Origin of the sequence: Pandoraea cepalis, from assembly GCF_902459665.1 — a bacterium.
In the GTDB taxonomy this organism is placed as follows: domain Bacteria; phylum Pseudomonadota; class Gammaproteobacteria; order Burkholderiales; family Burkholderiaceae; genus Pandoraea; species Pandoraea cepalis.
The window spans coordinates 70,691-83,627 of sequence record NZ_CABPSL010000020.1; the positions used below are offsets into that span (position 1 = coordinate 70,691).

Below are 12,937 nucleotides of genomic sequence, written 5' to 3' on the forward strand. Positions count from 1 at the left end.
CTTAGGCGGTGACCGCCCCTTCGGTCTGAGCGTAGCGGGTCTTCACGTACTCGTCGACGATCTGCTGGAACTCTTCGGCGATGCGATCGCCGCGCAGCGTGCGGACCTTTTCGCCATCGACAAAGACCGGCGCGGCCGGCGATTCGCCCGACCCCGGCAAGCTGATGCCGATGTTCGCGTGCTTCGATTCCCCCGGACCATTCACGATGCAGCCCATCACCGCCACGTTCATGGTCTCGACGCCAGGATATTGAGCCTTCCATACCGGCATTTGTTCACGCAGATATGTCTGAATACTGGAAGCGAGTTCCTGGAACACCGTGCTCGTCGTGCGGCCGCAACCCGGGCAGGCGATGACCATCGGCGCGAACGCACGCAGGCCCATCGTCTGCAGAATTTCCTGCGCCACGACAACTTCCGCGGTACGCGCACCGCCCGGCTCGGGCGTAAGCGAGATGCGGATCGTATCGCCGATCCCTTCCTGCAGCAGCACCGACAGCGCCGCCGTCGACGCCACGATACCCTTCGAGCCCATGCCGGCTTCGGTCAATCCCAAATGCAGCGCGTAGTCGCACCGCTTGGCCAGTTCGCGATACACGGCGATCAGGTCCTGCACGGCGCTCACCTTACACGACAGCAAGATCTTGTCGGCCGACAGACCCACGCGCTGCGCCAACGCCGCCGACTCGAGCGCCGACGTGATGAGCGCTTCGTACATCACGCTTTGCGCGTCCCAGGGCTGGGCGCGCGCAGCGTTCTCGTCCATGATGCGCGCGAGCAACGCCTGGTCCAGGCTGCCCCAATTCACGCCGATTCGCACCGGCTTGTCGTACTTGATCGCCATTTCGATCATCTGCGAGAACTGCGTATCTCGCTTGGCGCCCTGCCCGACGTTCCCCGGATTGATACGGTACTTCGACAACGCCTCGGCGCACGCAGGGTAGTCGGCGAGCAGCTTATGGCCGTTGTAGTGGAAGTCGCCCACGAGCGGCACGGCCACGCCCATGCGATCGAGTTGATCGCGAATCGCCGGCACCGCGGCGGCCGCTTCGGGGGTGTTCACCGTGATGCGCACCAGTTCCGAGCCCGCCTGCGCAAGTTCCTTGACCTGAATGGCCGTACCGATCGCGTCTGCGGTATCGGTGTTGGTCATCGATTGCACGCGAATCGGCGAGTCGCCACCGACCGTCACGAGCTGGCCGCCCCAGCGAATGGCGACCTTACGCGACTGACGACGAGGTGCCGGACCGCCGATGATCGGCATGCATTCTACAGAAGCCATGATTACCCTCTTTCGGTCTCACTGCAGCGTCAGACGCGCCACGTTACCCGCATTGCGGGACTTGATCTCGACCGGTTGACCGTTGAATTCCAGCGAATCGACGCCCGCCACGTTGCCCACAACGATCTTGAGCGGCGCATCGCCTGTAATTTCCTGTGCGGTACCCGCGCGCATCAGCTGGGAGAACAGCACCTTGCCGCCCTTCGAACGCACTTCGACCCAGCTATCGGATTTCAACCGCAACGAAATCTTGCCGGTCCCGGGCGCGACCGCGCTGACCGCAGATGCCGGCGTGGGCGCCGCCGCCAAAGGCGAACTCGCCCCGGCGAGCCCGGCAACCACATGCGTCGGGTCGGCCGCAGCGATCAGGCCCGGGCCCGCCGCCGTCGTGGCCGAAGCGCTGTCGACCGTGCTTTCCGTATTTCCGATGTTCGCGCTTTCCGCGCCCGGCGGCGTGCCATTGGCGTCGGTCACCACGGGCTGGCTGGCGGGCTCCGCCCCCTGCGCCGACACAGCGCTGGCCAGCTCGGCCGGCTCGACCGACCCACGGCCCGCCTTGTGGGCGTTGCCGAAGTACCACGCGGCGCCCGCGATCACGACCAGAGCCACCAATGCCCAAGGCCATTTGGCCTGCGACGCGGCGACCGGCGAGCGGAAACGCACCGGGCTCTTCGGGATGCTGGGCTGGCCCACCGGCGCCTGCGGAACGTCGACGGCAGCGGCGCGGCCGAAACTGCGCAGCGGCTCGACCATCGGCTCCGGGTCGGCCCCGAGCATACGTGCATAACTGCGCACGACCCCCAGAATAAACGGGATTTCCGGCAGCGCTTCCCACTCGCCGGTTTCCAGGCGCTTGAGCTTTTGCACCGAGATTTTCAGGCGCGCCGACACGTCTTCGATCGACATGCCGCGCTTCTCGCGCAATGCGGCCAGTTGCGCTCCCACCTGCGCCCCCAGCTCAGCCCATCCGGCGGCCGCGCCCTGTGACGCGCCCGGGCCCTGAGCCTCGGCTTGCCCGCCGGCTTGCGCCTGATTCTGGTTATCCATCGATACGCCCCCGTTCGTAAGCAGCCGCCCGCAGCGGCTGAGGATATGCTGACCACAATTCCCCACCATCACCTGCCGTGCGCGCGGCGTAAGAATCTGCTCGGCGCATCAGAAGTTTCTGCAAGGAACTGAAGGAATTGCGCAGGACACAAAACGCGCCCTGCGCAAGGAATGCTGTCGTGCGAGACAGATCCGACGAGCGACATGGCACGCGCGGGGCCGACGGCCCTCGCCACGGTCCGCGCTCGCCCATGCGCAACGTCATACGGTACGCACCTCGACCGCGATTTTCCCGAATTTTCCGCGTTGTGCAAGTCGCGTGCGATCCTGCACCTCGCCGGCGAGTTGACCGCAAGCGGCGTCGATGTCGTCGCCACGCGTCTTGCGCACGGTCGTCACGAGGCCCGCGTCGAGCAGAACTTGCGCAAAGCGCTTGATCTGCGGATCCTTCGAGCGCAACAGCCCGGACTCGGGAAACGGATTGAACGGGATCAGATTGAATTTGCACGGCACGTCGCGCGTCAGCGCAACCAGCTCGCGCGCATGCGCCTCGGTGTCGTTCACACCGTCGAGCATGCAGTACTCGAACGTGATGAAATCGCGTGGCGCCACTTCCAGGTAACGCTCGCACGCGCCCATCAGCTCGCGTAACGGATATTTCTTGTTGAGCGGCACGAGGACATCGCGCAGCGCGTCGTTCGGCGCATGCAGCGACACCGCCAGCGCCACGGGCAACTCCTGGCCCAGCCGATCCATCATCGGCACGACACCCGAGGTCGACAGCGTGACACGGCGACGTGACAACCCATAGGCGTTGTCATCGAGCATCAGGCGCATCGCCCCCACAACATTCTCGAAGTTGAGCAGCGGCTCGCCCATGCCCATCATCACCACGTTGGTGATAACGCGCTCGTTCTTGCCCTCGCGTCCGAGGTCGCGGCGCAATGCGAATTCGGCCATCCACAACTGACCAATGATCTCGCCGAGCGACAGATTGCGAGAGAAACCCTGCTTGCCGGTCGAACAAAACCGGCAATTGACGGCGCAGCCCGCCTGCGAAGAGACGCAAAGCGTGCCGCGCGTTTCCTCGGGGATGTAGACCGTTTCGACGGCATCGCCGTTGCCCACGTCCAGCAGCCATTTGCGCGTGCCGTCAGCCGACAGGTGGTCGGTGATGACATCGGGCGACGCGATCGTTGCGCGTGTGTGCAACTTCTCGCGCAGCGACTTGGCCAGATCGGTCATGCCGTCGAAATCGGCGGCGCCCATCTGGTGGATCCAACGCTGGAGCTGGCGGGCACGGAACGGCTTCTCGCCGAGCGAGCCGCAATAGGCGGCCAGACCGTCCGGATCGTAATCAAGCAGATTCGTGAGGTTGGTCATGACCTGGGTCCTTCAACATCCCTTCGGTAACTTCCTGCCATGGAGCGGCTAAACGCGGCTTAGCGCGCGTAGACGTTCATGCCCGGGAAGAAAAACGACACTTCCACGGCAGCCGTTTCAGCGGCGTCCGAGCCGTGCACGGCGTTGGCGTCGATGCTATCGGCGAAGTCGGCGCGGATCGTGCCCTTCTCAGCCTTCTTCGGGTCGGTGGCACCCATCAGATCGCGATGCTTCGCCACGGCGTTCTCGCCTTCCAGAACCTGGATCATCACCGGGCCCGAGACCATGAAATCGACCAGATCCTTGAAGAACGGACGTTCCTTGTGCACGGCGTAGAATTGCTCGGCTTCGGCGCGCGACAGATGCACCAGCTTGGCAGCAGCGATCTTCAGGCCCGCGTTCTCGAAGCGGCTATAGATCTGGCCGATCACGTTCTTGGCAACGGCATCGGGCTTGATAATCGACAAAGTGCGTTCGACTGCCATGAAAAACTCCAAAAAATTAAGCAGTTATACAACCAACATGAACCCGTGATTGTAGCACGAAGGCTGTTATGATGGGGATGGAACCTACAGTGCGCATACCGCTCAAACGCAGGACGGCCGGGACGATCCGGCTTGTCGTGAAGTCAGGATCATCGCGGGATTCCGACACCTTCCCTACATAGGAGGGTTGGACAACGGCGAGGCGGATTGAAATTCAGGCATTCGCCCTGACATTTTGAGAAGCGTCCGAGCGCTTTCCCCGCCATCTTTCGGTATCCTGTGGCTTCGACGACGAGCCAGACGAATGGCTGCGGGGGATCGACCGGCGACTAAAGCCGGTCGTCGTAAGCGTCAAGAGGCGCTTGCCGGCCCCGCCGGCGGGCACAATGACCACGGAGAACACAAGATATGAACCAGGATTTCCAACGTTTCGGCTACGGCGGGATGCGCGACGTCACGACCGTACAGATGCGCAACAAGGTGCTGCGCAATACGTACTGGCTGCTCGCCTTGTCGATGCTGCCGACGATTGCGGGGGCCTGGCTGGGCGTGAACTATGGCTTCGCGCTGTTCGCGGGCAGCCCGATGGTCAGCATGATCGCGTTCCTCGCGATCGCATTCGGCTTCATGTTCGCCATTGAGCGCTTCAAGAACAGCGGCGTGGGGGTGGCGTTGCTGCTGGGCTTTACGTTCTTCATGGGGTTGATGCTCACACGGTTGCTGAGCTTCGTGCTGGGATTCTCGAACGGCGCATCGCTCATCATGATGGCGTTCGGTGGCACCGCCGTGATTTTCGGCGTCATGGCAACGGTCGCCACGGTCAGCAAACGTGACTTCAGCGGGCTGGGCAAGTGGCTGTTCATGGGCGTGCTCGTGATCCTGCTGGCCTCGGTCGCCAATATCTGGCTGCAACTGCCGGCGCTGATGCTGACGGTGTCGGTGATCGCCATCGCCATCTTCTCCGCGTACATCCTGTTCGATGTGCAGCGTGTCGTGAATGGCGGCGAGACGAACTACGTCACCGCGACGCTGGCCATTTACCTCGACCTGTACAACATTTTCACCAATCTGTTGGCCATTCTCGGCGTGCTCGGCGGCAATCGCAACTGACGCGACCGACAGGCGGTGCGGCGGGCAACTCCGCACCACGTCGCGGATGTGAAAAAGCCAGTCCTTCGGGACTGGCTTTTTCTTTGCGTGACGGGATTTTGCGATGTGCGGCCCACCCGATGCGCTAGTGGGCCGGGTCGCTCAGGCCTGCACTCCGCCCGCCCGGATACATCGGCCGCTGCAGCGCCGCGGCCGCCGCAACCGATGGCCAGCCGCCGCCATCACGCACGATCAGGCCTCGTCGTGAATCACGCCGTCGCCACTGGTAGCACCGGCAATCGCCTCAACGCCCTCAATGCCCTGATCGGCCTGATCGGCGGAAGCATCCGACGCCGACACCCGCACCGTCGGCACCCACGGCTGCCCGATGCTCTCATGCTCGAACACGGCCATCGACTCGACGTGCGACGTGTGTGGGAACATGTTCACCACCCCGGCCAGCGTCAGGCGATAGCCCGCCTCATGCACGAGCACGCCCGCGTCACGCGCCAGCGTTGCCGGACTGCAGGAAACGTAGACGATGCGCTTGGGCAGGCCGTCGTAGCCCTGCTGCGCCAATTCGGCGAGCGCCTTCGATACCGCCAGCGCCCCTTCGCGCGGCGGATCGATCAGGTAGCGGTCAAACGCACCCAATGCGCGAATATCCTCCGGCGTGATGTCGAACAGGTTCCGGCACGCGAATTCGGTCCGTTCGGCCACGCCATTACGTTGCGCATTCGCGAGCGCGCGCTCCGTGAGCGCGGTGCTGCCCTCGATCCCCATGACGGTGCCGGCGCGACGGGCCAGTGGCAGCGTGAAGTTCCCCAGGCCGCAGAACAGATCGAGCACACGCTCATGCGACGCCGGCGCCAGCAAGCGCAACGCGCGATGCACGAGCACACGGTTGATCTGATGGTTGACCTGCGTGAAGTCCGTCGGCTTGAACGGCATCCGGATCTGATATTCCGGCAGGGTGTAATGCAATTCCGGGTGCAGCGGGTAGAACGGCACCGCGGTGTCCGGCCCCTTCGGTTGAACCCAGAACTGGACGTGATTTGCCTCGGCGAAGGCGCGCAGAATGTCTTCGTCCGCAGGCGTGAGGGGCTCGAGAATACGCAGCACGAGCGCCGTCACCTCGGCGCCGATCGCCAGTTCGATCTGCGGCAGACGTTCCCGAATGGACAGCGACTCGACCAGGCGCCGCAACGGCACGAGCATGTCAGAAACGTGGCGGGGCAGCACTTCGCACGAGTCCATGTCGGCCACGTAGCTGCTCCTGCGCTCATGGAATCCGATGAGCACCCCCCCCTTTTTCGGGACGTATCGCACCGTCAGACGTGCGCGGAAGCGATAGCCCCAGTCTGGCCCCTGAATGGGCCGAAGGATGGCTTCGGCCTTCACCTTGCCCAGACGCGCCAGATTGTCCTCGAGCACACGCTGCTTGATAGCGATTTGTGCGCGCGGCTCGAGATGCTGCATCGAGCACCCACCGCACTTGCCGAAGTGCGGGCACTGTGGCTTGGCGCGCATCGGGCTGGCGCGCAGCACATCAACGGCTTCGGCCTGCTCGAATTTGGGTTTGCGACGATAGCTGAGATAGGTGACGCGTTCGCCCGGCAGCGCGCCTTCGACAAAGATCACCTTGCCGGGCTTGTAGTCCGGTGCACCCGGCTCGCCCTCGGGCGCGGTGCGGCCGACGCCGCGCGCTTCCATGTCGAGCGATTCGATATCGATAATGCCGGGCTCGGCAGCCGGCCGGCCGCGTGAGGAATTTCGGGAGGAGCGGGTCACGTCGTTGTTCTCATGTGCGACAGCAAACCGGACATTTTAATCGATTCGCTCGCCACTGACGTACGCTCGTTCGCGCAGCGCCGACATCCCCCGGCCCCAAACTCAGGCGATCACGCCCAGGCGGCGAGATATTCCTTCCAGTGCGGCGCCGCTTCCGCTTCGAGCGAGCGTCTCACGAATTCGATCTCCTGCGCGTACTCCGCCTGACGCAAACCGCCCCGCATCAACTGAAAGCGGCAATAGACCAGATACGTGTTCACCACGTCCGTCTCGCAGTAATTGCGAATCTCCTCAAGCTTGCCCGCGCGGAACGCTTCCCAGACCTTGCTGCCGTCCATGCCGAGCTTGCCTGGAAACCCGCACAGCTTGGCCAGGTCGTCGAGCGGCGCGTTTGCACGGCCCTGATACATCGCCAGAAGATCCATCAAATCCAGATGACGTTGGTGATATCGGCTGATGTAGTTGTTCCACTTGAACTCGCGGTCGTCCTCCCCCATGTCCCAATAGCGCGGCGCGGCAATGCCGTGAATCATCGCGCGGTAATGCAACACGGGCAGGTCGAAGCCGCCGCCATTCCACGACACGAGTTGCGGCGCGTACTTCTCGATTGTGCGGTAGAAGCCGGAGACGAGTGCCGCCTCGCCATCGTCGAGCGTACCGAGGGATTTCACACGAAAGCCGTCGCGATCGCGAAACACGCACGAGATTGCCGCAACGCGCTGCAAGTGCAACGGCAGGAAGTCGTGCCCCACCTTTTCACGGCGGGCGGCAAAGGCGGCGTCGGCCACGGCATCGTCGGACAGCCCGGCGTACGCCGGCTCGAGCTTGCGCAGGCCGTCAACGTCGGGGATCGTTTCAATATCGAAGACGAGGACAGGTGATGACATGGTCAGAATGTGAAGTGAAATTCAGTGCGCGCCGCCGCATCACGGCGACGTCATGGCATGCCGCCCCCGATGACGCGGGCGGCGAATGGCGGCGGTCGTCGAGGTCGACACCAATCAGAGCACGGCGTCCTTGCGCACCCCATTGGATGCGAAATAGCGCTTGAGCTTGACGAGCGCCTCTTGCTGGATCTGACGAACGCGCTCGCGCGTCAGTCCCATTTCGTCGGCCAGTTCTTCCAGCGTGGCGGGTTCCACGCGGTTAAGTCCGAACCGTCGCTCGATGACGTAGCGATGCTTGGTGGACAGGCGCGAGAGCCAAAGGCGCATGAGGTCTTCCAGCTCGCGATGCTGCACCTCCTGCTCCGGGGCCGCACTGTGATCGTCCGAGAGCAAATCGAGCAAGCTACTGCCCGGATCGATTTCCAGCGGCGCGTCGAGCGACGCCACATGCTCATTGAGCGCGAGGATGTCGATCACCTCTTCGGGCGTTTTGCCGGTCAAATCGGCGATGTCTTCGATACTCGCGTCGCGCTGCTCGCCACCATCGACATACGCCGCACTCTTTTCAAGATGACGCTTGGCGCGCAGCACCTGATTGAGTTCGCGAATCACATGCACCGGCAAGCGTACGGTGCGCGCCTGATTCATGATGGCGCGCTCGATGCTCTGGCGAATCCACCACGTGGCATAGGTTGAAAAACGGAACCCGCGACCCGGGTCGAACTTTTCAATCGCATGCATCAAGCCGAGATTACCCTCCTCGATCAGATCGAGCAGTGGCACACCGCGATTGAGATAGCCCTTGGCAATGCTCACGACGAGGCGCAGATTGCGCTCGATCATGACCTGACGGGCCGCAAACTCGCCAGCCTGGGCACGCGTGGAGTAATCGAATTCTTCCGCGGGCGTGAGCAGCGGTTTGACGCTGATACGGTTGAGATAGTGCTGGACGGTATCCGCCGTAAGTTCGGCCTGCAGCACCGTGCCGAAGTCCTCGGCCTCGGGCTTGCGCTTGCGGCCGGCGGCACCGGCTTCGGCCGCGTCGGACGACGACGCGTCGTCGTCCTCCTCCGCCTCGCGCTCGTCGAAAGCGTCGTCCACGTCCTCGTCCTGCCGGGATTGCCGATCGTCGATTTCCTGATCGGGCTCCGGGGCAGCGAGGTCTTCCTCTTGCGAAGTGCGACGCTTTCTCTTGAGCATTCGACCCTGCCTAGTTTATTGAGGCGGCAAATACTTCATCGGATCTACAGGCTTGCCGTCGCGACGTACCTCGAAATGCAGCATGACACGATCCGCATCCGAGTTGCCCATTTCGGCAATTTTCTGACCCCGCGTGACGGAGTCGCCTTCCTTGACCAACAGTGTGCGGTTGTGCGCATACGCCGTCAAGAAGGTAGCGTCGTGTTTGATGATGACGAGGTTGCCATAGCCGCGCAGGCCAGCCCCCGAATACACGACCTTGCCCGCTCCCGCCGCATAGACAGGCTCGCCGACGGTCCCGCCAATGTTCAGACCCTTGTTCTTCGAATCGTCGAAGCGGCCAACGACATTGCCCTTGGCTGGCCACGACAATTGCAACTCGCCACTCGACACGGCGGACGGTGCGGACGGTGCGGCCGTCGCCGACGCGCTGGCCGGCGGCGTCACGACCGCCGGCGGCACCGAGGCCACATTGTTGCTGGCGAGCGGCGCCGGCAACGGCGTGCCGGTATCCCCCGCAGGTGGCTTCACACGCAAGACCTGGCCAACCTCGATCTGATCCGCGTTCTGGATATTGTTCCAGCGCGCGATATCGCGATAGTTCTGACCGTTCTCCAGCGCGATGCGATAGAGGCGATCGCCGGGCTTGACGCGGTAATACCCGGCCGGCACCGGCGTGTTGTCGATGACAGGCGCTGCGCCTGGCGCACTACCGTCGGTCGCCACACCGCCTACGGTACGGTCGACGACCGGCGCCCCGACTTGTCGCGATGCGCACGCTGCCAGCATGCTCAGCAACAGGACGCTGGCGACGCGTTGTTGGAAACCCGCTCGCAAATTCACTCAAATCCTCCGCAGAATAAGGCCCGTCGGGCTTAGATGATGCCCGATTTTAAGGGGACGAATAACACCCTATCAAGCTGGGTCTCGCGCCACTGGCGCGTACCGGTGCGCTCGATGAGGGTCAAAATCTGTTGCTCACCGCCCACGGGCGCGATGAGGCGTGCGCCAACGGCGAGTTGATCGATCAGCGCGTCCGGAATTTCCAGTCCGGCAGCGGCAATCACAATGCCGTCGAACGGCGCGACCGTCGGCAGCCCTAGCCGCCCGTCTCCGTAATGCAGGCGAATATTCGGCACCCGCAGCGGTCGCAAGTTGGCCTTGGCACGCTCATGGAGCGGACGCACGCGTTCGATCGAGTACACGTCGCGCGCCACACACGACAGGACCGCCGCCTGGTAGCCGCATCCCGTGCCGATTTCCAGCACCTTCTCCAGCGGACGCCCGCCAGCAAGCAGCAGCTCGATCATGCGCCCGACGACCGATGGCTTAGAAATCGTCTGCCCGTGACCGATCGGCAGCGCCGCGTCTTCATAGGCCTGATTGGCGAGCGCCGCGTCGACAAATCCGTGACGCGGCACCGTCGCCAGCGCCGCCAGCACGCCCGGGTGTTTGACGCCGGATGCGGCCACGCGTTCAGCCATCCGCGCGCGCACCCGCTCGGAGGTCAGTCCGATGCCATCCGGCGAATTCCCGAGCGCCGAGGCGCTCGCACGTCCCGTGCCACCCGCCGAAACCTTCGTTGCCGTCACTCCGCGCACCGCGCCCCTGGCACCGACGGCCGCGCCCGGCTGGGCATGCCCTGTCCCCGCTGTTTTGACGGTGGGCCGCGGCGCACCTTTCGCAGCATGCGGCGCGGGCTGCGCGTGGGGAGCGGACGCGGGTCGCGCAAGTCCTTTCGGTACGACCGCGTGCGGCGTCTGTGCGCCGCCGGGACGCGCCGACGCGCCGGCCATTGGCGTCGCGGCAGCCCGCAGGCCGCCGTGCGTATTCGGAGAAAGATTGCCGCCAGTCGGCGTCTTTCCGTTCCCTTGACTTGCGGGCGCCGCGGCGCGCGTCATCGCGGCAGGCGGCGCGCCGGCGGGACTGGCCCGCGACGCCTTGTCGAGCACCGGCGCCTGACGTTGCCGACGGCTCATCACATCGGCCAAGGGGAGAGGAAAACGCTTTGGCGGTGTCGTCATCGTTGGGTCACCCCTGCGCTGGCCAGCCAGTCGTGCACGACGCCAAGTCGTGCGGTATGCGTGAGATCCAGTTGCAAGGGGGTGACCGAGACGTAATCGTGCGCCACGGCGTGAAAATCGGTGCCTTCGCTGCTGTCGCGCGCGTCGCCAGCCGGCCCGATCCAGTAAATCGTTTCGCCGCGCGGATTCTCCTGACGGATCACCGGCTGCGATTGATGCCGTTTCCCAAGTCGCGTCGCCACTGCGCCCTTAAGGTGGTCGTACGGCGAATTGGGAATATTGACGTTCAACAGGAAGGGCGCGCCCAGCGGGCGCTCCATATACCGCTCGACGACCTCGCGCGCCACGCGCGCCGCGCTATCGAGGTGATCCCAGCCTTTATGGACTTGCGAGAAGGCGAACGAGGGAATCCCGAAGAGAAACCCTTCGGTGGCCGCCGCTACCGTGCCGGAGTAGAGCGTGTCTTCGCCCATGTTCTGGCCGTTGTTGATGCCGGACACAACGATATCGGGCCTTTCGTCGAGCAGCCCGGTCAGCGCTATGTGCACGCAATCGGTCGGGGTGCCGTTGATGAACGTGAAGCCGTTGCCGCCTTTGAATACCGACAGCGGCCGTTGCAGGGTCAGAGAATTGGACGCACCGCTACAGTTCTGTTCGGGCGCCACTACGGTAATGTCGCCAAGCGGTGCCAGCGCTTCGTAAAGCGCGGCCAGGCCAGGCGCCTGATACCCATCGTCGTTGCTGAGCAGGATTCGCATGCGGCAATTGTAACCGAGGAAAGGTGCCCGGATATGACGCCATCACAGCATCACGCCTGTCGTTGCGGCGATTCGGTGGCAACACAACGGCCACGGATCTGCCACAAATTTGCCGCCATGCCGTCACGACCGCCGGCGACATCGGCGTCGCCAGCGGCCGTACCTTACATCTTCTCGGTCTCGCCGGCCTGGGGCTGCCAGACGAGCAAACGCCGTTCGACCACACCGACGAGCCCGTCGAGCACGAGGGCAAACGCCGTCAGGATCAAGACGCCGGCAATCACGGCGTTGATGTCAAACGTGCCTTCCGCTTGCAGAATCAGGTAGCCCACGCCGCGCGCCGACCCCAGATACTCCCCGACCACTGCCCCGACGAACGCGAGTCCGACCGAGTTGTGCAGGCTGGAGAACACCCAGCTGGTGGCGCTCGGCAGATACACGCGACGCAGCAACTGCCGCTGATTCGCGCCCAGCATGCGGGCATTCGCCAGCACGACCGGACTGACTTCCTTTACGCCTTGGTACACGTTGAAGAACACGATGAAGAACACCAGCGTTACACCCAGCGCGACTTTCGACCAGATGCCAAGCCCGAACCACACGCCGAAGATCGGCGCGAGAATCACGCGAGGCATTGAGTTGGCCGCCTTGATGTACGGATCGAACAGCGCGCCCGCGCTCGGCGAGAGCGCCAGCCACAGTCCCACCGCCAGCCCGAACACCGTGCCGATGACAAAGGCGAGCACGGTCTCGAGCAGCGTGACGCCGAGATGCAGATAGATCTCCCCGCCGGCGAACCACTGCCAGATCTGGAGCAATACCTTCTGCGGCTCGCCAAAGAAGAAAGCCGCCTTGTCGGGGCTGTCGAAGTAGAACGCGGGGAGCAGCGTCGGGCTCGTGAGGACATACCAGACGAGAAAAGCCACCACCAGCAGCAGCCATTGCCACAACCGCAAGTGCCGCATGATCGAACGATTACGCATGACGAACA

12 protein-coding genes are annotated in these 12,937 nt (G+C 63.7%); 1 reads left to right on the forward strand and 11 read right to left on the reverse strand.

The annotated features are described in order from the left end of the window. Position 1: 1 nt before the first annotated feature. From ispG to ndk, 4 genes are all read right to left on the reverse strand, one after another. Entirely contained in the window at positions 2-1,282 is a 1,281-nt protein-coding gene (gene ispG / locus PCE31106_RS20375) for a flavodoxin-dependent (E)-4-hydroxy-3-methylbut-2-enyl-diphosphate synthase (protein ID WP_039829649.1), read from the reverse strand. Positions 1,283-1,300: 18 nt separating this feature from the next. Beyond that, positions 1,301-2,329: a RodZ domain-containing protein gene (locus PCE31106_RS20380; protein ID WP_174975332.1), complete on the reverse strand. Its 1,029-nt coding sequence runs from the start codon at positions 2,327-2,329 to the stop codon at positions 1,301-1,303. A gap of 261 nt (positions 2,330-2,590) precedes the next feature. After that, on the reverse strand, positions 2,591-3,712 hold the full coding sequence (rlmN, locus tag PCE31106_RS20385; protein WP_017231637.1) for a dual-specificity RNA methyltransferase RlmN: 1,122 nt from the start codon (positions 3,710-3,712) through the stop codon (positions 2,591-2,593). A gap of 59 nt (positions 3,713-3,771) precedes the next feature. Then, positions 3,772-4,197, reverse strand: a complete 426-nt coding sequence (ndk, locus tag PCE31106_RS20390) for a nucleoside-diphosphate kinase (RefSeq protein WP_017231638.1) — start codon at positions 4,195-4,197, stop codon at positions 3,772-3,774. Positions 4,198-4,641: 444 nt separating this feature from the next. Here ndk and PCE31106_RS20395 point away from each other — a divergent pair, with 444 nt between their 5' ends. Then, positions 4,642-5,307 (forward strand): Bax inhibitor-1/YccA family protein, encoded by a 666-nt coding sequence (locus PCE31106_RS20395; RefSeq protein ID WP_369751541.1) that lies wholly within the window; start codon positions 4,642-4,644, stop codon positions 5,305-5,307. A gap of 231 nt (positions 5,308-5,538) precedes the next feature. Here PCE31106_RS20395 and rlmD read toward each other — a convergent pair whose 3' ends face one another. From rlmD to PCE31106_RS20430, 7 genes are all read right to left on the reverse strand, one after another. After that, positions 5,539-7,077 carry a 23S rRNA (uracil(1939)-C(5))-methyltransferase RlmD gene (gene rlmD / locus PCE31106_RS20400; protein ID WP_174975335.1) on the reverse strand — a complete coding sequence of 513 codons (1,539 nt, stop codon included), beginning with the start codon at positions 7,075-7,077 and terminating at the stop codon, positions 5,539-5,541. A gap of 110 nt (positions 7,078-7,187) precedes the next feature. After that, positions 7,188-7,964, reverse strand: coding sequence for a 3'-5' exonuclease (locus tag PCE31106_RS20405; RefSeq protein WP_150564524.1), 777 nt, complete (start codon positions 7,962-7,964; stop codon positions 7,188-7,190). 114 nt (positions 7,965-8,078) lie between these two features. Next, positions 8,079-9,164 (reverse strand): RNA polymerase sigma factor RpoS, encoded by a 1,086-nt coding sequence (rpoS, locus tag PCE31106_RS20410; protein ID WP_150564525.1) that lies wholly within the window; start codon positions 9,162-9,164, stop codon positions 8,079-8,081. A gap of 15 nt (positions 9,165-9,179) precedes the next feature. After that, positions 9,180-9,953, reverse strand: a complete 774-nt coding sequence (locus PCE31106_RS20415; protein ID WP_240756292.1) for a peptidoglycan DD-metalloendopeptidase family protein — start codon at positions 9,951-9,953, stop codon at positions 9,180-9,182. An 86-nt stretch (positions 9,954-10,039) separates the two neighbouring features. Further along, positions 10,040-11,188, reverse strand: coding sequence for a protein-L-isoaspartate(D-aspartate) O-methyltransferase (locus PCE31106_RS20420; protein ID WP_150564526.1), 1,149 nt, complete (start codon positions 11,186-11,188; stop codon positions 10,040-10,042). Beyond that, entirely contained in the window at positions 11,185-11,946 is a 762-nt protein-coding gene (gene surE, locus PCE31106_RS20425; RefSeq protein ID WP_017231423.1) for a 5'/3'-nucleotidase SurE, read from the reverse strand. Before surE ends, PCE31106_RS20420 begins: the two co-directional genes overlap by 4 nt. A 164-nt stretch (positions 11,947-12,110) precedes the next feature. Continuing rightward, positions 12,111-12,929 (reverse strand): ABC transporter permease, encoded by an 819-nt coding sequence (locus tag PCE31106_RS20430; protein ID WP_017231422.1) that lies wholly within the window; start codon positions 12,927-12,929, stop codon positions 12,111-12,113. Between the last annotated feature and the right edge of the window lie 8 nt (positions 12,930-12,937).

Excerpts from the sequence above, each read along its gene's own strand:
- ispG (WP_039829649.1), bottom strand. The coding sequence starts at position 1,282 with ATGGCTTCTGTAGAATGCATGCCGATCATCGGCGGTCCGGCACCTCGT.
- PCE31106_RS20380 (WP_174975332.1), bottom strand. The coding sequence starts at position 2,329 with ATGGATAACCAGAATCAGGCGCAAGCCGGCGGGCAAGCCGAGGCTCAG.
- rlmN (WP_017231637.1), bottom strand. The coding sequence starts at position 3,712 with ATGACCAACCTCACGAATCTGCTTGATTACGATCCGGACGGTCTGGCC.
- ndk (WP_017231638.1), bottom strand. The coding sequence starts at position 4,197 with ATGGCAGTCGAACGCACTTTGTCGATTATCAAGCCCGATGCCGTTGCC.
- PCE31106_RS20395 (WP_369751541.1), top strand. The coding sequence starts at position 4,642 with ATGCGCGACGTCACGACCGTACAGATGCGCAACAAGGTGCTGCGCAAT.
- PCE31106_RS20405 (WP_150564524.1), bottom strand. The coding sequence starts at position 7,964 with ATGTCATCACCTGTCCTCGTCTTCGATATTGAAACGATCCCCGACGTT.
- rpoS (WP_150564525.1), bottom strand. The coding sequence starts at position 9,164 with ATGCTCAAGAGAAAGCGTCGCACTTCGCAAGAGGAAGACCTCGCTGCC.
- PCE31106_RS20415 (WP_240756292.1), bottom strand. The coding sequence starts at position 9,953 with ATGCTGGCAGCGTGCGCATCGCGACAAGTCGGGGCGCCGGTCGTCGAC.
- PCE31106_RS20420 (WP_150564526.1), bottom strand. The coding sequence starts at position 11,188 with ATGACGACACCGCCAAAGCGTTTTCCTCTCCCCTTGGCCGATGTGATG.
- surE (WP_017231423.1), bottom strand. The coding sequence starts at position 11,946 with ATGCGAATCCTGCTCAGCAACGACGATGGGTATCAGGCGCCTGGCCTG.
- PCE31106_RS20430 (WP_017231422.1), bottom strand. The coding sequence starts at position 12,929 with ATGCGTAATCGTTCGATCATGCGGCACTTGCGGTTGTGGCAATGGCTG.